Source organism: Nitrococcus mobilis Nb-231, assembly GCF_000153205.1.
GTDB classification, from domain to species: domain Bacteria; phylum Pseudomonadota; class Gammaproteobacteria; order Nitrococcales; family Nitrococcaceae; genus Nitrococcus; species Nitrococcus mobilis.
Map to the genome: position 1 here is coordinate 289,295 of NZ_CH672427.1, position 22,632 is coordinate 311,926.

Below are 22,632 nucleotides of genomic sequence, written 5' to 3' on the forward strand. Positions count from 1 at the left end.
CTTTCCAGGCAAACGGCGGTTGCATGATCGCCGTATCGTAACCGCAACTACCGGGCTTGGTTCCGGATACACCACACATACATCGTCACACGCGACCGGGTGCCCAATGTGGGTTGTCGCGTGCGGGTGTATGGAGGCTCAACCCGAATGAGGAGACACCAGTCATGGCCAGGGTAACCATGCGGCAAATGCTCGAAGCCGGCGTGCATTTCGGGCATCAGACTCGTTACTGGGATCCGAAGATGGCTCCGTATATCTTCGGCCAGCGTAACAAAATACATATCGTCAACCTTGAGAAGACGTTGCCTCTGTACGATGAGGCCATGAACTACCTAGGTCGGCTTGCCGCCAACGGCGGGCGGATTTTATTTGTAGGGACTAAGCGTGCTGCCCGTGAAGCCCTCCGTGAAGAAGCCGTGCGCTGCGCAATGCCCTACGTCAATCACCGTTGGTTAGGCGGCATGTTGACCAATTTCCGCACGGTAAAGCGCTCCATTCGCCGCTACAAGGATCTTCAGCAGCAAGAGAAGGATGGTACCTTTAACAAGCTGAGCAAGCGCGAGGTGCTCTCGCTGCATCGAGAGATGGGTAAGCTCGAGCGTGCTTTCGGCGGTATCGTCGATATGGAGGCGTTGCCGGATGCGTTGTTCGTCATCGATACCGGTTTCGAGCGGATCGCTGTGCTAGAGGCACGGAAGCTCAACATTCCGGTAGTGGCGGTGGTCGATACCAACAACTCGCCGCGGGCGATTGACTACGTCATACCCGGCAACGATGACGCGTTTCGTGCTGTTCGCCTCTATTTGAAAGGGGCCGCCGATGCGATCATCGATGCTAGGATGGTTGGTATTCGGCCGAGCGGTGACGATGAGTTCATCGAGATCGGGGCGGCGGGCGCCCAAGCAGCCCCCGAGGCTGAACAGCAGGCCGAATAAGCCCCGGCTCCGGCAGGACATTCGATAATGCATCGGCAAGAGGTGAAATCCGCATGGCGATTACCGCGCAAATGGTAAAGCAGCTCCGTGAGCACACCGGCGCTGGGATGATGGAGTGCAAAAAAGCGCTGCAAGAAGCCGACGGGAATACGAATGCTGCGATCGAGGTGCTGCGCAAGCGCGGGCTAGCACAGGCCGATCGCAAAGCCGGGCGCACTGCTGCTGAAGGCGCTATCGTCATCACGTTGAGTAACGATCGTACGCAGGGCGCGATGGTCGAGGTCAATTGTGAGACGGATTTTGTCGCCGCCGACCCGCACTTCAAAGCCTTCACGCAGCGCGTTGCACTGCAAATTCTCGAACAGGCTCCCGCTGATCTCGCAACGCTGATGGGATTGGCGTTGGAGGGTGAGTCGGAAGATACAGTCGAATCGGTTCAGAAATCGCTCATTGCCAGGCTCGGAGAGAATATCCAGATCCGGCGTTTTGTTCGCTACCAGTCCGATACGGGATTGATCAGCTCTTATCTGCATGGCAGCCGTATCGGTGTTCTGCTCGAGATGGAGGGTGGTGATGCCAAGCTGGCACGTGATGTCTGTATGCATATTGCAGCCAGCCGTCCGCTGTGTCTCGACCAAGCCGCCGTTCCTGCTGATGTTTTGGAGAAAGAACGGGAGATCCTGACCGCCCAGGCTCAGAGCAGCGGCAAGCCGGCACAGATCGTGGATAAAATGGTTGCCGGACGGCTCGACAAGTGGTTGGGGGAAATTACTTTACTAGGACAGCCTTTCGTTAAGGATTCGGAGCAGAGCGTCGGTGCGCTCCTTGACCGGGCCAATGCCCGGGTGCTGCGCTTCTCTCGCCATGAGGTCGGCGAGGGCATCGAGAAGAAGCAGACCAACTTCGCCGAGGAGGTCGAGGCTCAGGTCAAGGGTTCCTAAATTTCGTGCGCGCGCCGGGTCCGCCCAGGGTAGGAGACTCCCGCCGATGACCGACCCCAAGTATCGTCGAATACTGCTGAAGCTCAGCGGTGAGGCGCTGCTCGGAGAAGCGCCCTATGGAGTTGATCCCGGGGTTCTGAAACGGCTGGCCGCGGAGATTCACGAGCTCGTCGAGCGGGGCGTGCAGGTTGCGTTGGTTATTGGCGGCGGCAACATTTTTCGTGGCGAGGGTTTGGCCGCCACGGGGATGGATCGAGTAACGGCCGATCAGATGGGTATGCTCGCGACGCTGTTGAATGCGCTCGCGTTACAGGACGCTCTCGAGCAGGAAGCGGTTTTCACCCGCGTGATGTCCGCTATCAAAGTCAATCAGGTGTGTGAAAGCTATATCCGGCGGCGTGCGATCCGCCACTTGGAAAAGGGTCGAGTCGTGATATTCGCGGCGGGTATCGGTAACCCATTTTTTACCACTGACTCGGCAGCCAGCCTGCGCGCCATTGAGATCAACGCTGATATCATGTTCAAGGCGACCAAGGTCGATGGCGTCTACAGCGCCGATCCGGTCAAGGAGCCTGGAGCACAGCGTTACCAGCGTTTGACCTACGATGAGGTGCTCCAGCGTAAGTTGGATGTGATGGACGCGACCGCCATCGTCCTTTGCCGTGATCAGAACATGCCCATCATGGTCTTTGACATCACTCGGCCGGGCGGTCTGCGCGATGTAGTCGAAGGCCGCGCTATTGGGACGTTTGTGGAGAGGGGGTGACGCTCATGACCGAGGACATCAACAAGGACGCCGCCGCACGGATGGGGAAGAGCATTGAAGCCCTGAACCATGAGTTTCATAAGATACGTACCGGAAGAGCCCATACGAGTTTGCTGGATCATATCACCGTGACCTATTACGGCGCGAAAATGCCGCTCAACCAAGTGGCGTCGGTGACTGTTAGTGACCCACGAACACTGAGTGTCACCCCTTGGGAGAAGGGCATGATTCCGGTGGTGGAAAAAGCGATTCTCGAATCGGATCTTGGGTTGACCCCAAACACGGCTGGCGGTGTCATACGTATCCCTCTGCCGCCGTTAACCGAAGAGCGTCGCCGTGAGTTGATTCGTGTCGTCAAGCATGAGACCGAGCAGGCCCGAATCGCAATCCGTAACGTTCGTCGCGATGCCAATAGCGCCCTCAAGGCTCGGCTCAAGGATAAGGAGATCACGGAGGACGATGAAAAGCGTGCTGAGGATGATATTCAAAAACTCACTGATAAGCATATCAGCGAGGTGGACAGTCTGCTCGTCGCCAAAGAAAAGGAGCTGATGGAGGTTTGAGCCGTTACGCCAGGGGGCTGAAGCCCGGCCTGGATGATGAGGGAGGCTGCCATGATGCCTTCGAACGGCGCACTAACCGGGTTACGGCCTTAGGATACTCGAACGAGCCCCGTCGGATGGCCGGCAGCGGTGGAGTTCGGGAGCTGTGATGAGCGACGAGCAAAGCGATTTTCAAGCACCTGACCTGGAGGGTGCCGTTCCCCGGCATGTTGCCATCGTCATGGATGGTAACGGTCGCTGGGCGCAGGCCCGCAGCCAATCCCGTCATCTCGGCCACCGCGCCGGTGCGCGGGCGGTACGCCAAGTCGTTGAGTCCTCGGCGCGGGCAGGAATCAAGGCGCTGACACTGTTCGTCTTTAGCAGCGAGAACTGGCGTCGGCCCGCCGGCGAGGTGGGAATGCTCATGGAACTCCTGATCCGAACCTTGGAAAAGGAGACTCCACAATTGCATAAAAACCGCGTACGGCTACGTTTGATCGGCGAGCGCGATCAGTTCTCACCGCGGTTACAGGCGAACATAATGGCCGCCGAGAATCTCACCGCCGCCAATACCGGGTTACAGCTCAATTTGGCCGCCAGCTACGGTGGGCGTTGGGACATCGCGAGGGCGGCTCGGCGGCTCGCAGAAGAGGTTGCCAACGGCGAGCGGGATCCAGCTTCAATCGATGAATGGGTCTTTGGCACCTACGTTTGCCTAGCGGGACTGCCGGCGCCGGATCTTTTTATTCGCACCGGCGGTGAGCACCGGATCAGCAATTTCCTCCTCTGGCAGCTTGCCTATACTGAGCTCTATTTCACCGAGGTCTTGTGGCCCGATTTCGATGTCAGTGAATTCGAGGCGGCGCTGCGTTGGTTTGCACAACGGCAACGCCGCTTCGGCATGACCTCGGAGCAAGTGGAGCGTCAAGGTCGTGCTTAGATGGCGCGTACTAACGGCTTTGGTTCTCATTCCCGGGGTGCTTTGGCTCGTGTGGCTTGCCCCACCAGCGCTCCTGTCGGTCGCCTTCGCGGGTGTTGCCGTGCTCGGAGCCTGGGAATGGGCGCTTTTGATGAATCTTACCAGCCACGGCAGTCGGTTGGCTTATACGTTCACTATCCTCATTATCGTGTTCGGGGGCTGGCTATGGCTTGGCTCCGGTGGCAGCGCAATGCCGGTGCTGGTCGTGGGTGCGTTATGGTGGCTGGTTGCCATAGCCTGGCTCGTCGCGTTCGTGCGCAATCCCGCTAAGCGGAGGCCGCCTCTGCTTGGCTTTGCGCTGATCGGTGCCGTGGTCCTGGTTGCGTTCTGGTTCGCCATTGTCGCCACTCACGACAAAGAGGCATTTGGTTCTTACTGGGTTACCATGTTGTTGTTCCTAGTCTGGGGCAGTGATACGGGTGGCTATTTTGCCGGCCGGACGTGGGGCCGGCGTAAGCTGGCTCCTCGGCTCAGCCCAGGCAAAACGTGGGAAGGTGTCATCGGCAGCATGATCTTGGGAGTGTTGCTCGGTGGTGTGTATTATGCCTGTGGGCGGGCACTCGGCTTCGCTCCTGCGGGCACAAGCCTGATAGCGTTGCTCGGCCTGGCACTGCTTACCATTGGTATCTCGATAGTCGGTGATTTGTTCGAGAGCATGTTGAAACGACAGCGTGGCATCAAGGACAGCGGCGGTTTGTTACCCGGCCATGGGGGGGTGTTGGATCGCATCGATGGGCTGCTGGCGGCGGCGCCTATCCTAGCATTAGGCGTACGGGGGATTAGCTGAGTGAGCGCATGCAACGCATAACGATACTTGGGGCGAGCGGTTCCATCGGCGTCAATACGTTGGATGTCATTGCTCGTCACCCGCAGCATTTCGAGATCTTTGCGCTGGCGGCCAATCGGGCGGTCGATCGTTTGTTTGAGCAATGCCAGCGATTTCAGCCGCGATACGCGGTGTTGGCCGACGAGCAGGCCGCGGCTACACTGCGCGCGCGGTTGAGCGAGCGGTCTGGCTGCTCGACCCAAGTGCTGGGCGGGACCGAAGCATTGATCGATGTGGCCGGTGCGAGCGAGGTGGATTGCGTTGTCGCAGGTATTGTCGGCAGTGCCGGGTTGTTGCCAACATTGGCCGCCGCTCGCGGCGGCAAGCGGATCTTGCTAGCGAACAAGGAAGCGTTAGTCATGGCTGGCGCGCTATTCTTGACCGAAGCCAAGCGCAACGGTGCGACGTTGGTTCCCGTCGACAGCGAACATAATGCCGTTTATCAATGTCTGCCGCCGGAGTTTGGCCAGCGCCCCCTGTTAGAACTTGGTGTGCGGCGTATTCTGCTGACCGCCTCCGGCGGGCCCTTTCGTTGTCGGCCGCTGGCGGAACTGCAGTGGGTGACTCCGGCGGAGGCTTGTGCCCACCCCAATTGGGTGATGGGTCGGAAGATTTCGGTGGATTCCGCCACCTTGATGAATAAGGGCTTGGAGCTGATCGAAGCCTGTTTGCTGTTTGATGTGGGGCCGGATTGCGTGGAAGCGGTCATTCATCCGCAGAGCATTGTGCATTCGCTGGTGGAGTACGTGGACGGTTCGGTGCTGGCCCAGTTGGGCAATCCTGATATGCGCACGCCGCTGGCGCATGCATTGGCGACACCGGGGCGCCTGGCTTCAGGCACTCGACCACTGGACTTGTTGAATGTGGGCCGGCTTGAGTTCGAAGCTCCCGATCATCGACGTTTTCCTTGCCTAGGTTTGGCCTATCAGGCGATGCAAGCCGGCGAGTCGACCCCGGCGATTCTCAACGCCGCCAATGAGGTAGCCGTTGGGGCTTTCTTGCAGGAGCGCATCCAGTTCACCGCTATTCCTGCGGTGATCGAATCCACCCTCGAGTCGGTTACGGCCGAGGTCATCGAAGACTTGGACCAACTGCTGGCCATGGACCGCTGCAGCCGACGCGCAGCGCAGCATGCCGTAGAGGCGTGGGCTGGGAGGCGTTAATGGGGATTCTCATCGACGTACTGGCCTTCGTAGTAGCCATAGGTGTGTTGGTCATCGTCCACGAATTCGGCCACTTTTGGGTCGCACGTCGCATGGGCATTAAGGTATTGCGCTTTTCGGTCGGATTCGGCCGGCCGATCTGGTCGCGCATAGGCCGTGATGGGACCGAATATGCCGTTGCCGGTATCCCGTTGGGCGGTTATGTGAAAATGCTCGACGAGCGCGAGGCAGAAGTAGCGGAAGAACAGCGGGCGCATGCTTTCAACCGCAAGCCAATTTGGGCCCGCAACCTCGTGGTCGTGGCTGGACCACTGTTTAATTTCCTGTTCGCTATTTTGGCTTATTGGGCGATCTTCGTGATTGGCAGCACTGAGCTGCGCCCAGTCATCGGCAAGGTTGTCGAGGGCACGCCGGCGGCGTCGGCGGGCTTCCAGCGCGGCGATGAGGTGCGGGCGATCGCCGACGAGGCGACACCGAGTTGGACCGATGTGCTCATGGAGCTGCTGGATAAGGGCGCCGGCTCCGGGCAGCTGGCCGTGCAAGTCGAAACCGAGCAGGGCGTCGAAGCCACGCGTTACCTCGATTTGGGGGAAATCGGTCCGCTTGGCAAAAATCCCGACGTGCTCGGCGCCTTGGGTTTTCGTCCCTGGTTACCCCGAGTTGAGCCCAAAGTCAGTCAAGTCTTGCCGGATAGCGCCGCTGCTGCTGCGGGCATCGAGCCGGGTATGACGATCGTGCGCGCCGATGGTCAGCCTATTGATATTTGGCAGGATCTCGTCCGCTATGTCCAGGCTCGGCCCGGAGAGCAAACGACCTTCACCATCGAACAGCATGGCCAACAGCGCCAGGTTGTTGTCACGCTCGGGAGCCGCAGGGCGGAAAACGGTACACGGGTGGGTGTTCTCGGTGTCATGCCAGTCGTCCCACAGCAAGACATCGAGAGCTTGCACCATACCGTTCAGTATGGGCCGATCGAGGCGATCGGCCGTGCCCTGAACCAGACTTGGGATGCCTCCGCGCTAACTGTGAAAATGCTCTGGCGCATGGTGTCGGGCGAGGCTTCCATGAAGAATCTGAGCGGGCCGATCAACATCGCCCAATATGCGGGTGTGTCCGCGAGCCTCGGCGTGACTCCATTTTTGAAATTCCTCGCCATCGTCAGCATCAGTTTGGGCGTGATCAATCTGCTACCGGTGCCGGTGCTTGATGGCGGGCACTTGCTCTATAACAGCATAGAGTGGGTGAAAGGGCGTCCACTATCCGATCGGGCACAAGGGATTGGTCAGCAGATCGGTATCGTTTTGCTGGTCTTCCTCATGGTGTTTGCCTTCTACAATGACTTGGCACGCCTTTTTGGACCCCAATAGTAACAAACAACGCGAGGGGCAATGCAAAGAACGCTACTGGCGGTGGCTCTGCTCGTGCAGATCCACATCGCTGCCGCCGGAGAAGCATTCAAAGTTTCGGACATTCGCATTGAAGGATTGCAGCGGATCTCCGCCGGTACCGTTTTCAACTATTTGCCGATCCAGGTCGGTGATCGCATCGATGTCAAGAAGATAGCCGAGTCCATACGAGTCCTCTACCGCACGGGTTTTTTCCAGGATGTGACGTTGGAGCGGGCTGGCAACGCGCTGATCGTCATTGTAGTGGAGCGCCCGGCGATTGCGCGGATCGAGCTACACGGCAATGATGAAATCGGTAGCGATAAACTGCTCGAGGCCCTAAAAGGAGTAGGACTCGCCGAGGGGCGGGTATTCAACCGCTCTCTGCTTGCCACCGTAGAGCGGGAGTTGCAGCGTCAATATTTCGCGCTCGGTTATTACGACGTGCAGATCGAAAGCACGGTATCACCTCTGCCACGCAATCGGGTTAGCATTCGGCTCGACATTCGCGAGGGAGAGACTGCCTCGGTTCAGCAGATCCAATTCGTTGGCAACAAGCGCTTCAGCGACAGCGATTTGCGCGATCAGTTCGAGCTGGGACCACGTGCTTGGTGGGCGTTTTTTTCCGACTCGGATAAGTATTCGCGGCAGAAGCTGGCTGGAGATTTGGAGCAGTTGCGTTCGTTCTATCAGAACCAGGGATTCATTAACTTTTCGATCACTTCGACCCAAGTCTCCATTACCCCGGATCGGCGACGCATTTATATCACGGTAAATCTTGCGGAGGGCAAGCAATATCATGTGCGCAACATCAAGCTGGCGGGAAAGCTCATCGTTCCGGAGCAGGAGTTGCGCGCCCTGCTTAAAGTGAAGGCGAACGAGCTCTATTCACAGCTCGCGGTAACCAAGAGCAGCGATGCGCTCCGTAAGAAATACGGTGAACTCGGCTATGCGTTCGCCAATGTCAATGCGGTGCCGAACGTTACAGAGCAGGCGAAGACGGTGGATCTCACTTTCTTCGTCGACCCAGCCGAGCGGGTCTATGTGCGACACATCAACATCTCGGGCAACGCACGTACCAGCGATGAGGTGATCCGCCAGGAAATGCAGCAAATAGAAGGCGGTTGGTTGTCCACAGAGAAGGTCAAGCAATCACGCCAACGTCTCAATCGGCTGGGCTTTTTCAAAGAAGTGAACATCGAGACACCGCGTGTGCCGGGCGCGAGCGACCAGGTGGATGTAAATGTCGATGTCGAAGAGCGCCAAACGGGTACTCTGCGGGCTGGCATCGGTTTTGGTACCGGCAGTGGGTTACTGTTGAACCTTGGCGTGCAGCAGGATAATTTTCTGGGTACGGGTGATCGAGTGAGTTTTACTATCAATAATAATCGGATCAATACAATCTATCAGCTCAGTTACCTCGATCGCTTCTATACACTAAGTGGCATCAATCGGCGCATCGGGGCTGCCTATCGCGATACCGACGCTCGCCGGGCCAACTTGGCGAGGTACGGCCTCAAATCAGCCACCGGCAGTTACGGCTACCAGATCCCCTTTAGCAATGAGGATTCCGTTGACGCCGGTCTCGAATATGAAGACCTAGCACTGAATCTCAGTGATGATCCAACGCAGATTCAGCAAGAGTTCATAGAGAGTAACGGCAAGCGCAACCGGGCGTTCAACGTGGCGCTCGGCTGGTTACACGATTCCCGCAATCGAGCGATTTTCCCGGATAGCGGTTGGCGGCACCATATCACCGGGCAGGTGGCGGTCCCCGGCAGCGAGTTGGAGTACTACCGACTCAACTCCGACCAGCAGTATTTCAAGGGTATCACGAAGGCGCTGACGCTGGTGCTGAGTAATACCGTGAGCTATGGGGACGGTTATGGTGATACCAACACGTTGCCGTTTTTTAAGAATTTTTTCGCCGGCGGTATTTCCACGGTGCGCGGCTTCAATATCAACGCGCTTGGCCCGCGCGATGAGAACAACGACCCAACGGGTGGAAATTTCCGGCTGCTCGGTAGCGCAGGGCTGCGCTTCCCGACCCCCTTCGTAGATCCCAACGCGGCCCAACTTACCGCCTTCGTCGATTTCGGCCAAGTCTATGATACGTTCCGGGGCGGGATTGATTTGGGCGAGTTGCGCTATTCGGCGGGCTTGGCGGCAACTTGGTTCTCCCCTTTGGGTCCGTTGACAATAAGTGTGGCGCAACCGTTAAATGCGAGCTCCAATGAAGATACCCAATTCTTCCAATTCTCGGTTGGCTCATTTTTTTGAGTACAAACAGGATCGACGACTAAAGCTTTATGAATATTCGAAACTTACCGACAACGCTTGGTACCATCGTCCTACTGGTAGGGTTGGCGGGAGCCGTTGGGGCGGCCGAGCTCAAGATCGGCTTTGTTAATCCGGCGCGCGTATCCTCGCAGGCGCCGCAGGCAGAAGCGGCTCGGAAAAAGCTGGAGAAAGAGTTTGCCCCTCGGGATAAGGAAATCGTCGCTATGCAGAAGGATTTGAGCAGGCTCGAGACGAGGATGCAGCGCGATGGGGCCGTGATGAGCGATGAGAAAAAGTTGGGTCTGCAGCGCGAGATCATCGCGCGCCGGCGCGACGTTCAGCGCACCCAAGAGGCGTTCCGGGAAGATTTCAACATGCGGCGCAATGAGGAACTCGCCAATCTTCAGCGGCGGATTCTAAAGACTGTAGGTGGTTTTGCCAAAGAGCAGGGTTTTGATCTTATCGTCACCGACGGCGTCATCTATGCCAGTCGCGAGGTCGATATTACGGATCGCATAATAGAACGCCTGCGCCAGGATTATCGCTCGGGTAGAAATTGATGGCCCCGCCAGCCGTAGCTGCCAGGTCCCACTAGGAGAGCGTAGGCACCATGGCAGATCTTAACGGTGCGAGCCTCGCGGAGTTGGCGCGCGTGACCGGAGCGCGGTTGGAAGGGGACGGCACTAAACGGATCCTGCGGGTCGCCTCGCTGCAGGACGCGGGTTCGGATTCATTGAGCTTCCTCGCCACTGACCGGCAGCGGCGCTACCTGACACACACCCACGCCGGGGCCGTGATTCTGCGCCCCCAGGATCTGGCGATGGCACCGGTGGCGGCGCTGGTCTGTGACGATCCTCATGTGGCATTCGCCCGCGCCGCGCAGCACCTTACCGGCGCAAGCCGTCCCTTGGCCGGGATTCATCCGACGGCCTGGGTGCACCCTGAGGCGCTATTGGAAGGGCGGGTAAGCATCGGTCCGCATGCGAGCATCGCGGCCGGCGTCTATCTCGCGCGACGGGTCAGCGTGGCGGCTGGTTGTGTTATCGGGGAGGCGGTTGAAATCGGCGAAGACACCCGTTTGATGGCCAATGTGACGATCTATCCGAATACGATAATCGGTCGGCGCGTTGTCCTCCATTCAGGAGCCGTGCTGGGTTCCGATGGCTTTGGTTATGCCAACGACGCTGGGTGTTGGATCAAGGTGCCCCAATTAGGCCGCGTGATCATCGGTGACGATGTGGAGATTGGCGCCAACACGGCAGTGGATCGAGGGGCGCTCGGGGATACCGTTATCGAGGAAGGCGTCAAAATCGATAATTTAGTTCAGATCGCTCATAACGCGCGCGTGGGAGCTCATACGGCCATGGCGGGTTGCTCTGCCGTATCCGGCAGCACTCGAGTTGGGAAATACTGTAGCATTGCGGGCGGTGCCGGGCTGGCCGGTCACTTACACATCTGTGACCGAACCCAGGTGACTGGCATGACGATGATTACCCACGACATACGCGAGCCCGGTTCTTACTCGTCCGGGACTCAAATGGCACCGACACGGCGGTGGCGCCGCAACGCCGTACGCTTTAATCGGCTCGACGAGATGGCTCGGCAACTGCGGCAGCTCGAGCAGCAGCTCGCGGAACTGCAGGCCAGGGGCAAAACCCTCCCCGGATCAAAATAGCAACAGAGCGCGACAAGCCTATGGACATTCACGGCATTCTCAATTACCTGCCGCATCGTTTCCCGTTTCTGATGATTGACCGGGTACTGGAGTGCATTCCCGGAGAGATGCTCGTGGGTGTCAAAAATGTATCGATCAATGAACCGTATTTTAGCGGACATTTTCCGCAGCGACCGGTGATGCCGGGCGTGCTCATTCTGGAGGCCATGGCGCAGGCGTGCGGCTTGCTCGCCTTCAAGACGCGGGAGCAGCAACCGGATGAGCAGCAGCCGGATGCTACGAAAATCTTCTATTTGGTCGGGATCGAGAAGGCGAAATTCAAGCGACCGGTGGAGCCGGGCGATCAGCTGCGGTTGTCAGTGCGCTTTAGCCGCAGCATGCGCGGCATTTGGATGTTCGAGGCTGAATCGTATGTACAGCAGATCCTTGTTGCGCAGGCGCAGATCCGCTGCACGATGCGGGAAATCTGAGCGTGATCCATCCTCGCGCCGTTATTGCCCCTGCGGCGGAGCTTGCCCATGATGTCGCGGTTGGTCCATATGCGGTCATAGGTCCTGACGTGCAAATTAAGGCCGGAACCTGGATCGGACCGCATGTCGTCATTCAGGGGCCGACCCGGATCGGCGTTAACAACAGGATCTTTCAATTCGCCTCCATTGGCGAAATACCACAGGACAAGAAATTCCAGGGTGAGCGCACCTGGCTTGAAATCGGTGCGGGCAATACCATCCGCGAATACGTCACCATCAACCGCGGCACTGCCGCTGGGGGGGGGATCACCCGGGTGGGTGATGATAATTGGATTATGGCTTACTGCCACATCGCTCATGATTGTCAGGTGGGCAATGCGACGGTTTTCGCCAACAATGCTTCGCTCGCCGGTCATGTGGAGGTACATGACAATTCGATCCTGAGCGGTTTCTCACTGGTGCATCAGTTCAGTCGCCTGGGGCGGCACTGTTTTTTGGCATTTGGAGCCCACGTGGACCGGGATGTGCCACCGTATGTCATGGCCGCCGGGCAGCGCGCCACCCCCCGCGGGATCAATATCAAGGGATTGCAGCGCCATGGCTTTACCAAAGAGACGGTACAGGCACTGAAACGGGCGTATAAGACGTTGTATAGCTCCGGGCTGCGGCTGGATGAAGCCTTGGGGGTGCTGGATGAGATCGGGCATGAGGTTCCCAATGTGGCGGCTTTCAGTCATTTCATCCGGGGCAGCCGGCGCGGCATCATTCGTTGAATCGGCGTCATCCCATGCGGGTGCGGAAAAACCCGCCCGCGAGCGCCGCCGGTGCTCGTTTGCGTGAGTAAACCGGTGATCCCGGTGCGGCGCGGCTACCGGGGTTTTTGCAAAGCTCGCCCGCGCCGCTGAATGTGCGTCTGGGGTCGATATGCAACGCATCGCTATGGTCGCCGGTGAGCTCTCGGGCGATGTGCTCGGTGCCGGGTTGATCCAGGCGCTGAAGCGGCGTCATGCGGGATTACGCATCGAGGGGATCGGCGGACCGGCTATGCGCGCGGCAGGGTTGCACAGCCTATACCCAATGGAGGCGCTCTCGATCATGGGACTGGCGGAGGTGCTGCGCCACTTGCCGCGGTTGGTCGCGTTGCGCCACCGCCTCGTTTGTCACTTCCGCGATCATCCACCCGAGGTGTTCATCGGCATCGATTCGCCCGATTTCAACTTGGGGCTTGAGCGGTGTTTGCGCACGCTTGGCGTGCCTACGGCCCATTATGTGAGTCCGTCCGTGTGGGCCTGGCGGCGGAGTCGTATCAAACGGATCGCCCAATCGGTGGATCTGATGCTTACCTTGTTGCCGTTTGAGCCCCCCTACTACCGGGCGCAGGGCGTGCCGGTGGTGTTTGTTGGTCACCCTACGGCTGATCGCTACGGGTTCGATCTCGATGCCGCGCAATTTCGGAGTTGCCTGGGGCTCTCCGGCGAAGGGCCGGTACTTGCAGTGCTGCCCGGTAGCCGCCAGGGCGAAGTGGCGCGTATCGGCCCCATATTTGCCGCCACAGTGGCTCAACTCGTGCGCCGGCAACCCGAGCTGCAGCTCATTGCAGCCATGGCCACACCGGGGCTGCGTCGATTGTTTCAGCGTCAGCTTGAGGCCGTCGGGTTGAGCCGGTGCCGTCTGATCGAGGACAACGCAAAAGCGGTTATGGGAGCGGCCGATGTTGTGCTCGCCGCTTCGGGCACCGCTACCCTGGAGGCCATGTTGCTCCAACGCCCTATGGTCGTCGCCTATCGCGTTGCTCCTATTACCGCCGGGGTGATAGCCGCGCTGAGATTGATCAAGACACGCTATTTCGCGCTACCCAATCTGCTTGCCGATGAGGCGTTGGTACCCGAATACATTCAAGGCAAGGCGACGCCACAGAACTTGACGCGGGCAGTCGAGGATCTCCTCGCTGACCCGGAGCGAGCGAGCTATTTGCGGCAGCGCTTTCGGCAGCTGCACGGCATTTTGCGATGCAATGCAAATGAGCGAGCAGCGGATGCGTTAGAGCAACTGGTGAGTCCGTGATGCGACCGACGCTTGATTTTCCCGCCCCGGCGGCTTGGACAGCGGGGATCGATGAGGCGGGCCGGGGACCGCTCGCCGGGCCCGTATTGGCTGCGGCCGTGATATTGCCACCGGCGCCAATTGCTGGAATCGCTGACTCGAAGCGCTTATCCGCCGCGCGCCGCAGCGAATTGGCAACGATCATCCGGAATCGTGCCGTGGGATGGGCAATCGGCCGAGCCGAGGTCGAGGAGATCGACCGGCTCAACATCCTCCAGGCGAGCTTGCTGGCAATGCAGCGCGCTGTGGCCGTACTCACGCCCAAGCCGAGCCTTGCCCTAGTGGACGGCCGTGACAAGCCAAGGCTGCCCTGCCGGGTGGAGGCCATCGTGGGCGGGGATGCTTCCGTGCTGGCGATCGGCGCCGCTTCCATATTGGCGAAGGTGGCGCGCGATGCCGAAATGATTATGCTGGAACAGCGCTATCCAGGGTACGGTCTAGCTCGGCATAAAGGCTATGGCACGCGGGAGCACTTGGCTGCACTGCGGCGGCTCGGGCCGGCACCCATACATCGGCGTTCGTTCAAACCGGTACGTACCCTGTTGGGCCTGGGGTATGTGGCCAGTGGGTCGGCGCGCGCGGTGAGTCGCGTGGCCGTGAAGGCCAAACGGCCGTGAGGTATGTAAAGTCAGGGCCAGTGCAATGGAGCGGGTTCGGCCGGCTTGGTGGCTATACGCGCCTTGAATACGTCCCTGTAGGCGCGTAGTCCGTCGTCTAGACGACCTGCGGTCTAGCCAAGCCAGAGGCCGGACCTGCCGCCTGATTATATTTCCGATCGCTTTAGCTTTAATAACCCGCGCGAGGCCATGTCAGCTTTTTTCGCACACCTACATTTACACAGCGAGTTTTCCCTTCAAGACGGCCTGATCCGGGTCAAGCCCCTCATGCAGGCGGTCGCGCAGGCGGGCATGCCGGCCGTGGCGCTTACCGATCAGGGCAATTTGTTCGGCGCGGTGAAGTTCTACCGAGCGGCCGTGAACGCTGGCGTCAAACCTATCATCGGCGCCGAGATCCGAGTTGCGGATGCCGATGCCTCCGAGAGGCCTGCGCGCCTCGTTCTGCTCTGCGCGGATACCCAGGGTTATCGCACGCTTACCCGGCTGCTCACGCGTGGCTACCTCGAGGGCCAGCAGCAGGGTGTGCCGGTTGTTGATCGCGAGTGGTTACGCGGGCGCTGTGCCGGGCTCATCGGTTTGTCAGGCGGTCGCGTGGGGGATGTCGGGCGCGCGCTGTTGTCGGGTGAGCCCGCGCTTGCCGCACGTAAGCTGGAATTCTGGCGTGAACAGTTCGGTGACCGGTATTACTTGGAGCTCCAACGTACTGGGCGCCCGGGGGATGAAGAGCATGTGCAGGCCGCGGTCGAATTGGCTACGGCCCACGGCGTGGCGGTTGTGGCAACCAACGACGTGTGCTTCCTGCGCCCGGAAGATTACGCCGCCCATGAGGTGCGGGTGTGCATCCAGGATGGCCGTACGCTGGCTGATAAGCACCGGCCGCGACACTACAGCGAACAGCAATACCTGCGCTCGCCGAAGGAAATGGCCGAGCTGTTCGCCGATGTCCCCGAGGCATTGGAGAACACGGCGGAGATTGCCCGCCGTTGCAATCTCCATCTGACGCTGAGCCATAGTGCCTTACCCGTATTCCCTATTCCTGAGGGGGCGAGCATCGACGACGTACTGCGTCAGGAGGCCGAGCGGGGGCTGCAAGAGCGGCTGCAATGCTCGTTGGTTACGGATCACCCGGATGGCGTTGAGCTCAGGCGAAGCTACTCCGAGCGCCTTGAGCGCGAGCTGGAAGTGATCAACCAAATGGGATTCCCCAGCTATTTCCTGATCGTGGCGGATTTCATCCGTTGGGCCAAGCGCCAGGGAATCCCGGTGGGTCCGGGGCGCGGCTCGGGTGCGGGTTCTCTAGTGGCCTATGCTTTGCAAATTACGGACTTGGACCCCTTGAGCTACGATTTGCTCTTCGAGCGCTTCCTCAATCCGGAGCGGGTTTCTATGCCCGATTTCGATATCGATTTTTGCATGGAGAACCGCGATCGCGTCATCGATTATGTCGGCGGGCGTTACGGGCGGGACAAGGTCTCGCAGATTGTTACCCACGGTACCATGGCCGCACGTGCCGTGGTGCGTGATGTCGGCCGGGTCCTGGGTCATCCCTACGGCTATGTAGATCGCATCGCCAAAATGATTCCGTTCGAAATCGGGATAACCCTGGAGAAAGCGCTGGCGCAAGAGGAGGAACTGCATCGGCTTTACCGTGAAGACGAGGAGGTGCGGACGTTGCTGGGTATGGCGCGCAAGCTGGAGGGTCTGGCGCGTAACGTAGGGCGACATGCCGGTGGCGTCGTCATCGCGCCTTCCGAACTCACCGATTTCGCCCCGCTGTACTGCGAGCCGGGTGGACAGGGGCTGGCGACGCAGTACGACAAGGACGATATCGAAGCGGTGGGCCTGGTGAAATTCGATTTTCTCGGCCTGCGTACGTTGACGATCATCGATTGGACCGTCAAGGCGGTGAACACCCAGCGCAGCGCCTGTGACGAGCCGGCCCTGGATATCGCCGCCCTCGCGTTGGATGACGCCAAAACCTTTGAACTACTCAAGCGGTGTGCGACCACGGCCGTGTTTCAGCTCGAATCGCGGGGCATGAAAGACCTGATGCGGCGTCTGCAGCCGGATACCTTCGAGGACATCATCGCGTTGGTGGCGTTGTTTCGCCCTGGACCGCTGCAGTCGGGCATGGTGGATGACTTTATTGCGCGCAAACACGGCCGCGCCGCGGTAGCCTATCCCACTCGCGCGCTTCACCACGAGGCGTTGGAGCCGATTCTCAAGTCGACCTACGGCATTATTCTCTATCAAGAGCAGGTAATGCAGATTGCCCAGACGCTGGCTGGGTACAGCCTCGGGGCGGCCGATCTGCTGCGCCGCGCCATGGGTAAGAAAAAGCCGCAGGAGATGGCGCAACAACGCCATATTTTCCTCCAAGGCGCCATCGAGTGTGGTTTAGCCAGGCAGCAAGCCGAAGGGCTCTTTGATTTGATGGAGAAGTTCGCCGGTTATGGCTTCAACAAGTCACATTCCGCGGCTTACGCGCTGCTCGCCTATCAAACTGCTTGGCTCAAGGCCCACTATCCGGCGCCGTTCATGGCGGCGGTGCTTTCCTCCGACATGGACAACACCGACAAGGTGGTTGCTCTGATCGATGAGTGTCGCTGCCTGCAAATTATCCTCGACCCGCCGGATGTCAATCGCTCGGGCTACGCGTTCCAGGCTCGTGAGATGACCCATATCGTCTACGGTCTGGGGGCGGTGAAAGGCCTTGGGCTGTCTGCCATCGAGGCGCTGGTCGAGGCGCGCGAGGCCGGCGGGCCGTATGCCGATTTATTCGATCTTTGCCGCCGGGTTGATCTGCGGCGCGTCAATAAACGGGTCATCGAGACCCTGATTCGTTCGGGCAGCTTGGACGGTCTGGCCGTTAACCGTGCGACCGCCTGGCAGCAGCTGCCGGACGCATTGCGCTCGGCCGAGCAGCAGTGCCGTAATCGGGATACTGGGCAGGTTGACCTATTTGGCTTGGGCGCAACGCCGCTCGAACAAGCCCCACTGACGGTGTCAGATCCAGGCGTACCGGAGTGGGACGAGCAGGAGCGGCTGGCTGCCGAGAAAGCAACACTCGGACTCTACCTGACCGGGCATCCGATCGAGCATTACGAAGCGGAACTCGACGGTATTGTCAGTGCGCGGCTCAATCAAGTGAGCGCCGGTGCCTGCGGTGAGCCGGCGCGCGGCGTTGGGCGCAAGCGGGAAGGGGAGCGTAAAGTGGTCGTCGCCGGTCTCGTGGTGGCGCTGCGCGCACGTCCCACCCAAAACGGCGGGCGGATGGGATTCATCACCCTGGACGACCGTACCGGGCGGATGGATGTTATTGTCTTTCCAGAGGCTTACAAGCGTTTTCAGCATCGATTGGTCAAAGACCAGCTGTTGGTGGTCGAAGGCGTGCTCGGCTATGACGAGTTCACGGACGGTTTTCGAGTCGCCGCTGAGCGCGTGCTCGATATCGGCGAGGCACGCGAGACCTATGCCCGATGCCTCGTCCTTGGTGTCACCGCGGCGCAAGCGGGTGATGGTTTCATCCCGGCGTTGCGCGAGGTCTTAGAGCCGTTTCGGCAAGGTTGTTGCCCGGTTTGGCTTGAATATCAGGGCCGGGGCGCCTGGGTGACATTGCGGTTGGGCTCGGCCTGGCGTGTTCGGCCGACCGATGAGCTGCTCAAGGGCCTCGGCCATGTGGCCGATCCGGCTACGATCCGGATCATCTATTGAGGTGTATCCTGGCGGTGGACTCCATGCGCAGCGCCGCTGTGGTAGACGGCTCGGCCGGTGCCGATTTCTTAGGGTGCGACGAGAAGCCCCGAGTAGGATGTCGAGCATGCTATAATTACAGGTTTTAGGTATCACCGTATCGATCGCGCTGACGCGGGTAGGCATGATGAATTTGAATTGCCTCGACTTCGAACGCCCCATCGCCGAACTAGAAGTGAAGATCGAGGAGTTGCGCTATGCCGGCAATGACGCCGAGGTCAATATCAACGATGAGATCAACCGCTTACAGCAGAAAAGCCGGCAGTTGACCGAACAGATCTTCGCCGCGCTTTCTCCTTGGCAAATTGCTCAGCTCGCCCGGCATCCCCAACGACCCTATACCCTGGATTACTTGCAGCGGATATTCACCGAGTTTGAGGAATTGCACGGCGATCGGCGCTTCGGTGACGATCCGGCGATCGTCGGTGGCGTGGCGCGCCTCGAAGGGCAGCCGGTGATGGTGATCGGCCATCAGAAGGGGCGCGACACCAAGGAGAAGCTCCTGCGCAACTTCGGTATGCCCCGTCCGGAAGGTTATCGCAAGGCCGTGCGGTTGATGCAGTTGGCCGAGCGCCTACGCATGCCGATTTTGACCTTCATCGATACTCCCGGTGCCTATCCGGGAGTCGGGGCCGAAGAGCGCGGCCAGAGCGAGGCGATCGCCTATAACCTCAAAGTCATGGCGGAACTGCGCACGCCGATCGTCAGTACCGTAATCGGTGAAGGTGGCTCGGGCGGCGCGCTGGCAATCGGGGTCAGCGATCGCCTGTTGATGTTGAGCTACAGCACCTATGCCGTGATCTCTCCCGAGGGCTGTGCCGCCATCCTCTGGAAGAGCCCGGAGAAGGCGGCCGAGGCGGCCGAGGCTATGGGGATCACGGCCGAGCAGTTGCATAAGCTGGGGCTGGTCGATGAGGTGCTGCCCGAACCGCTTGGCGGTGCCCACCGCGATTACGCAGCCATGAGCGAGATCCTGCGGGCCGCGTTGCTGGATGCCCTCGCCAAGCTGGTTGATATTGATACCGAGCAGTTGGTGCAGCAGCGCTATGAGCGGCTCATGCAGTTCGGCAGCTACCGTGAGTAGTAGTTGGACGGGTATGGGCGGATTCAGTGTAGCAGCGTTTGCCCTGGCCATGCGGCCTTGGCGGCCGATCCCACGGCTTTGGATTGCCTACAGCGGCGGCTGCGACTCCACCGTCTTGTTGCATGCTGCGGTCACTTCGGGATTGCCCGTGTCTGCGCTGCATGTCGACCACGGTCTGCACCCCGAATCCGGTGACTGGGCGCTGCACTGTCGGGCTCGATGCCAGGCTCTCGGCGTTCCGCTGCGAGTCGAGCCGGTGACGGTACGAGACGGTGGCGAGGGCTTGGAGGCGGCTGCCCGGAAGGCTCGCTACCAGGCCTATGCTGCGATTCTAGCACCGGGCGAGTGCATTGCTACCGCCCATCATGTCGATGACCAGGCCGAGACCGTGCTGTTGCGGATCCTGCGCGGTACAGGCATCGATGGACTCGCGGGTATACCCGCCGAACGGGAGCTTGGTGAAGGGCGGCTGATCCGCCCATTGCTGGGTTTTTGCCGCGCGGAGCTGGTCGCTTATGCGACTCGTCATGAGCTGAGCTGGATCGATGATCCGGCGAACCGGTGCGATCGGCACGACCGTAGCTTCTTGCGTGAGCATGTGGTGCCGCTGCTCGAGACGCGCTGGCCTGGGCTGGCGCAGCGCTTGACGCGGCTTGCCCGCCACGCCGATGCCGCCTCGATGCTGACGGAGCGTTGGGCACGGCGGCAGCTGACGGTTCTGGGTGATGATCCATGCGTTCTTCCCGTAGCCGTGCTGGCCGAGTTCGATGAGGCGGAACGAGTGCAGCTGCTGCGAAGTTGGATCCGGCGGCAGGGTCGACGGCCGCCGCCGGAGCGACGGCTGTGCCGCGGGTTGATGGATTTGCTGCGGGCCGCGCCCGACCGACAACCTGCACTCGTCTGGGCAGACGGTTGCATTCGGCGCTACCGGGGTCGACTGTATCTTTTACCGCCACGTCTGCCGCAACCGCCTGCCATCGGTCTACCATGGGATATGAGGCAGCCGCTGAACATGCCGGAACTGGGCCGCCTGGAGGCCCGACCCAGCGTGGGGCGGGGGCTGCGTGCGCAGTGCGTGCGACAGGCGCCGGTCGAAGTGCGCTTTCGCCAGGGTGGCGAGCACATGCGCCTGCGCGGTCACGCGCGGTCCCACGCACTCAAGCGCTTGCTGCAGGAACGGGGAGTCCCCCCATGGGTACGGGAGCGTTTGCCGTTGATCTTCATCGGTCACGAGCTCGCGGCCGTGGCCGATCTTTTGCTCGCCGAGTCGTTCAGCGCGGGGCCAGCCGAACCCGGATTAGAGCTGTGCTGGCGTTTTTCTGCCGCTCGAGACCGAGCCGCTCCTGCGTTGTGAAGCCAGCGGCATTCTGCTACCTTACCAAGCCATTCTGCGGCCCCGCAGTGCTGTTCCCGATCTTGGTCGCGAAAGCAATTTTATGACGCGCTTCATCTTTATCACGGGCGGTGTCGTCTCCTCGCTGGGGAAAGGCATCGCCGCGGCATCTTTGGGCAGCATCCTTCAGGCCCGCGGTCTCAACGTTACGCTGGTCAAGCTCGATCCCTACATCAATGTCGATCCAGGGACGATGAGTCCGTTTCAGCATGGTGAGGTATTCGTCACCGACGATGGCGCCGAAACGGATTTGGACCTCGGCCACTATGAGCGTTTCGTGCGTACGCGCATGACCTGCGACAATAACTACACTACGGGTCGCATCTATGAAAGCGTCATACGCAAGGAGCGGCGCGGCGACTATTTGGGCAGTACGGTGCAGGTGATTCCACATATCACCGATGAGATCAAGCGCTGTATCAAGCAAGGAGCCGACGCCGCCGACGTGGTCTTGGTAGAGATCGGTGGCACGGTCGGCGACATCGAGTCTCTGCCGTTTTTGGAGGCCATCCGCCAGATGGGCTCAGAGCTCGGGCGTGAGCGCTGTCTGTATCTCCATCTGACGCTGGTGCCGTTTATCGGTGTCGCCGGAGAGATGAAGACCAAGCCCACCCAGCATTCGGTGAAGGAACTGCGTTCGATCGGCATTCAACCGGATATCCTCGTGTGTCGGGCCGCGCGTGCCATTCCTGAAGAGGAGCGGCGCAAGATCGCATTGTTCACTGATGTCCAACCGCAAGCTGTGATCGCCGCGCTCGACGTGGACAATATCTACAAAGTCCCCGAGCTGCTGCACCGGCAGAAATTGGATCAGATTGTGGCCGAGAAGCTCGGTTTGGAGTTGCCACCAGCCAACTTGGCGGATTGGCATCGGGTAGTGCAGGCGATGGAATATCCCAAGGGTCGGGTGACCGTCGCCATGGTTGGTAAGTACGTCAATCTGACCGATGCGTATATATCGCTTAACGAAGCCTTGCGCCATGCTGGTGTGCAAACTCGATTGAAAATCGACATTCGCTATGTCGACTCCGAGGAGATCGAACGCGAGGGTCCCGGGGTTCTTGCCGACGTGGATGCGATTCTGGTGCCGGGCGGTTTCGGGGAGCGAGGTGTGGAGGGAAAGATCAGCGCGGCCGGTTATGCACGGCGCCAGCGCATTCCCTATCTCGGGATTTGCCTGGGGATGCAGGTTGCGGTGATCGAGTTTGCACGCAACGTTGGCGGGCTTGAAGGGGCTCACAGCACGGAGTTCTTGGCGCATCCGCAATATCCGGTCATTGGCCTGATCTCCGAGTGGATGACCCCGGAGGGTTTGGCGGAATATCGCGACGAGCACTCCGATCTGGGTGGAACCATGCGTCTGGGCAGCCAAGCCTGCCGGTTGGTGCCGACCACCTTGGTTCATCGGATTTACGGCAAGGACATGATCCGTGAGCGCCACCGCCATCGCTACGAGTTCAACAACCGCTATGCCGAAGTTTTGGAGCAGGCGGGTCTGCAAATCTCCGGCTGGTCCCGAGATAATAGGTTGGTCGAGGTGGTCGAGCTGCCCGATCATCCCTGGTTTCTCGCCTGCCAATTCCACCCTGAATTCACCTCGGCACCGCGGGATGGTCATCCTTTGTTCACCCAGTTCCTTCGCGCTGCCGCCGATTACCAAAAACGCGCCACTACCGCCGATTCGGTGGGGACGGTTCACACTACGCAGAGGAGCTAAGTT

At 59.8% G+C, this 22,632-nt stretch carries 20 protein-coding genes; all 20 read left to right on the forward strand.

Features of this window, described 5'->3' with window-relative positions; translation table 11 throughout:
• Window positions 1–164 precede the first annotated feature (164 nt).
• Window positions 165–935, forward strand: a complete 771-nt coding sequence (gene rpsB / locus NB231_RS01285) for a 30S ribosomal protein S2 (protein WP_004999114.1) — start codon at window positions 165–167, stop codon at window positions 933–935.
• Between the two features lie 53 nt (window positions 936–988).
• The gene (tsf, locus tag NB231_RS01290; protein ID WP_004999116.1) at window positions 989–1,876 is read left to right on the forward strand and encodes a translation elongation factor Ts; all 888 of its coding nucleotides are present in this window, start codon (window positions 989–991) and stop codon (window positions 1,874–1,876) included.
• A gap of 46 nt (window positions 1,877–1,922) precedes the next feature.
• On the forward strand, window positions 1,923–2,642 hold the full coding sequence (gene pyrH / locus NB231_RS01295; RefSeq protein ID WP_004999121.1) for a UMP kinase: 720 nt from the start codon (window positions 1,923–1,925) through the stop codon (window positions 2,640–2,642).
• Between the two features lie 5 nt (window positions 2,643–2,647).
• Window positions 2,648–3,205, forward strand: a complete 558-nt coding sequence (gene frr, locus NB231_RS01300; RefSeq protein WP_004999123.1) for a ribosome recycling factor — start codon at window positions 2,648–2,650, stop codon at window positions 3,203–3,205.
• Window positions 3,202–3,354, forward strand: a complete 153-nt coding sequence (locus NB231_RS19305; RefSeq protein WP_232210361.1) for a hypothetical protein — start codon at window positions 3,202–3,204, stop codon at window positions 3,352–3,354. The genes frr and NB231_RS19305 overlap by 4 nt, the downstream gene beginning before the upstream one ends.
• Window positions 3,354–4,124 (forward strand): polyprenyl diphosphate synthase, encoded by a 771-nt coding sequence (uppS, locus tag NB231_RS01305; protein ID WP_004999124.1) that lies wholly within the window; start codon window positions 3,354–3,356, stop codon window positions 4,122–4,124. The genes NB231_RS19305 and uppS overlap by 1 nt, the downstream gene beginning before the upstream one ends.
• Window positions 4,117–4,950 carry a phosphatidate cytidylyltransferase gene (locus tag NB231_RS01310; protein ID WP_040661531.1) on the forward strand — a complete coding sequence of 278 codons (834 nt, stop codon included), beginning with the start codon at window positions 4,117–4,119 and terminating at the stop codon, window positions 4,948–4,950. The genes uppS and NB231_RS01310 overlap by 8 nt, the downstream gene beginning before the upstream one ends.
• A gap of 8 nt (window positions 4,951–4,958) precedes the next feature.
• Window positions 4,959–6,152: a 1-deoxy-D-xylulose-5-phosphate reductoisomerase gene (ispC, locus tag NB231_RS01315; RefSeq protein WP_004999128.1), complete on the forward strand. Its 1,194-nt coding sequence runs from the start codon at window positions 4,959–4,961 to the stop codon at window positions 6,150–6,152.
• A complete protein-coding gene (gene rseP / locus NB231_RS01320; protein ID WP_004999130.1) occupies window positions 6,152–7,519 on the forward strand; it encodes an RIP metalloprotease RseP in 1,368 nt (455 codons plus the stop codon). Before ispC ends, rseP begins: the two co-directional genes overlap by 1 nt.
• 21 nt (window positions 7,520–7,540) lie before the next feature.
• Window positions 7,541–9,817, forward strand: a complete 2,277-nt coding sequence (bamA, locus tag NB231_RS01325; RefSeq protein WP_004999131.1) for an outer membrane protein assembly factor BamA — start codon at window positions 7,541–7,543, stop codon at window positions 9,815–9,817.
• Between the two features lie 29 nt (window positions 9,818–9,846).
• Complete coding sequence (locus tag NB231_RS01330) at window positions 9,847–10,377, forward strand: OmpH family outer membrane protein (RefSeq protein WP_004999132.1); 531 nt, start codon at window positions 9,847–9,849, stop codon at window positions 10,375–10,377.
• Between the two features lie 50 nt (window positions 10,378–10,427).
• Window positions 10,428–11,492 carry a UDP-3-O-(3-hydroxymyristoyl)glucosamine N-acyltransferase gene (gene lpxD, locus NB231_RS01335; protein ID WP_004999133.1) on the forward strand — a complete coding sequence of 355 codons (1,065 nt, stop codon included), beginning with the start codon at window positions 10,428–10,430 and terminating at the stop codon, window positions 11,490–11,492.
• A 20-nt stretch (window positions 11,493–11,512) separates the two neighbouring features.
• Window positions 11,513–11,962 carry a 3-hydroxyacyl-ACP dehydratase FabZ gene (gene fabZ / locus NB231_RS01340; RefSeq protein ID WP_004999134.1) on the forward strand — a complete coding sequence of 150 codons (450 nt, stop codon included), beginning with the start codon at window positions 11,513–11,515 and terminating at the stop codon, window positions 11,960–11,962.
• Between the two features lie 2 nt (window positions 11,963–11,964).
• On the forward strand, window positions 11,965–12,735 hold the full coding sequence (gene lpxA, locus NB231_RS01345) for an acyl-ACP--UDP-N-acetylglucosamine O-acyltransferase (RefSeq protein WP_004999136.1): 771 nt from the start codon (window positions 11,965–11,967) through the stop codon (window positions 12,733–12,735).
• A 151-nt stretch (window positions 12,736–12,886) separates the two neighbouring features.
• The gene (lpxB, locus tag NB231_RS01350) at window positions 12,887–14,026 is read left to right on the forward strand and encodes a lipid-A-disaccharide synthase (RefSeq protein WP_004999138.1); all 1,140 of its coding nucleotides are present in this window, start codon (window positions 12,887–12,889) and stop codon (window positions 14,024–14,026) included.
• Window positions 14,026–14,682, forward strand: a complete 657-nt coding sequence (rnhB, locus tag NB231_RS01355; protein ID WP_004999140.1) for a ribonuclease HII — start codon at window positions 14,026–14,028, stop codon at window positions 14,680–14,682. The genes lpxB and rnhB overlap by 1 nt, the downstream gene beginning before the upstream one ends.
• Window positions 14,683–14,871: 189 nt before the next feature.
• A complete protein-coding gene (gene dnaE, locus NB231_RS01360) occupies window positions 14,872–18,396 on the forward strand; it encodes a DNA polymerase III subunit alpha (RefSeq protein ID WP_004999141.1) in 3,525 nt (1,174 codons plus the stop codon).
• A gap of 166 nt (window positions 18,397–18,562) precedes the next feature.
• Entirely contained in the window at window positions 18,563–19,519 is a 957-nt protein-coding gene (locus tag NB231_RS01365) for an acetyl-CoA carboxylase carboxyltransferase subunit alpha (protein ID WP_040662779.1), read from the forward strand.
• A 13-nt stretch (window positions 19,520–19,532) separates the two neighbouring features.
• Window positions 19,533–20,873 (forward strand): tRNA lysidine(34) synthetase TilS, encoded by a 1,341-nt coding sequence (tilS, locus tag NB231_RS01370; protein ID WP_004999144.1) that lies wholly within the window; start codon window positions 19,533–19,535, stop codon window positions 20,871–20,873.
• A gap of 82 nt (window positions 20,874–20,955) precedes the next feature.
• A complete protein-coding gene (locus NB231_RS01375; protein ID WP_004999145.1) occupies window positions 20,956–22,629 on the forward strand; it encodes a CTP synthase in 1,674 nt (557 codons plus the stop codon).
• Window positions 22,630–22,632: the final 3 nt, after the last annotated feature.

Coding starts and splice junctions, on each gene's coding strand:
- rpsB (WP_004999114.1), top strand. CDS start 165: ATGGCCAGGGTAACCATGCGGCAAATGCTCGAAGCCGGCGTGCATTTC.
- tsf (WP_004999116.1), top strand. CDS start 989: ATGGCGATTACCGCGCAAATGGTAAAGCAGCTCCGTGAGCACACCGGC.
- pyrH (WP_004999121.1), top strand. CDS start 1,923: ATGACCGACCCCAAGTATCGTCGAATACTGCTGAAGCTCAGCGGTGAG.
- frr (WP_004999123.1), top strand. CDS start 2,648: ATGACCGAGGACATCAACAAGGACGCCGCCGCACGGATGGGGAAGAGC.
- uppS (WP_004999124.1), top strand. CDS start 3,354: ATGAGCGACGAGCAAAGCGATTTTCAAGCACCTGACCTGGAGGGTGCC.
- ispC (WP_004999128.1), top strand. CDS start 4,959: ATGCAACGCATAACGATACTTGGGGCGAGCGGTTCCATCGGCGTCAAT.
- rseP (WP_004999130.1), top strand. CDS start 6,152: ATGGGGATTCTCATCGACGTACTGGCCTTCGTAGTAGCCATAGGTGTG.
- bamA (WP_004999131.1), top strand. CDS start 7,541: ATGCAAAGAACGCTACTGGCGGTGGCTCTGCTCGTGCAGATCCACATC.
- NB231_RS01330 (WP_004999132.1), top strand. CDS start 9,847: ATGAATATTCGAAACTTACCGACAACGCTTGGTACCATCGTCCTACTG.
- lpxD (WP_004999133.1), top strand. CDS start 10,428: ATGGCAGATCTTAACGGTGCGAGCCTCGCGGAGTTGGCGCGCGTGACC.
- fabZ (WP_004999134.1), top strand. CDS start 11,513: ATGGACATTCACGGCATTCTCAATTACCTGCCGCATCGTTTCCCGTTT.
- lpxB (WP_004999138.1), top strand. CDS start 12,887: ATGCAACGCATCGCTATGGTCGCCGGTGAGCTCTCGGGCGATGTGCTC.
- rnhB (WP_004999140.1), top strand. CDS start 14,026: ATGCGACCGACGCTTGATTTTCCCGCCCCGGCGGCTTGGACAGCGGGG.
- dnaE (WP_004999141.1), top strand. CDS start 14,872: ATGTCAGCTTTTTTCGCACACCTACATTTACACAGCGAGTTTTCCCTT.
- NB231_RS01365 (WP_040662779.1), top strand. CDS start 18,563: ATGAATTTGAATTGCCTCGACTTCGAACGCCCCATCGCCGAACTAGAA.
- tilS (WP_004999144.1), top strand. CDS start 19,533: ATGGGCGGATTCAGTGTAGCAGCGTTTGCCCTGGCCATGCGGCCTTGG.
- NB231_RS01375 (WP_004999145.1), top strand. CDS start 20,956: ATGACGCGCTTCATCTTTATCACGGGCGGTGTCGTCTCCTCGCTGGGG.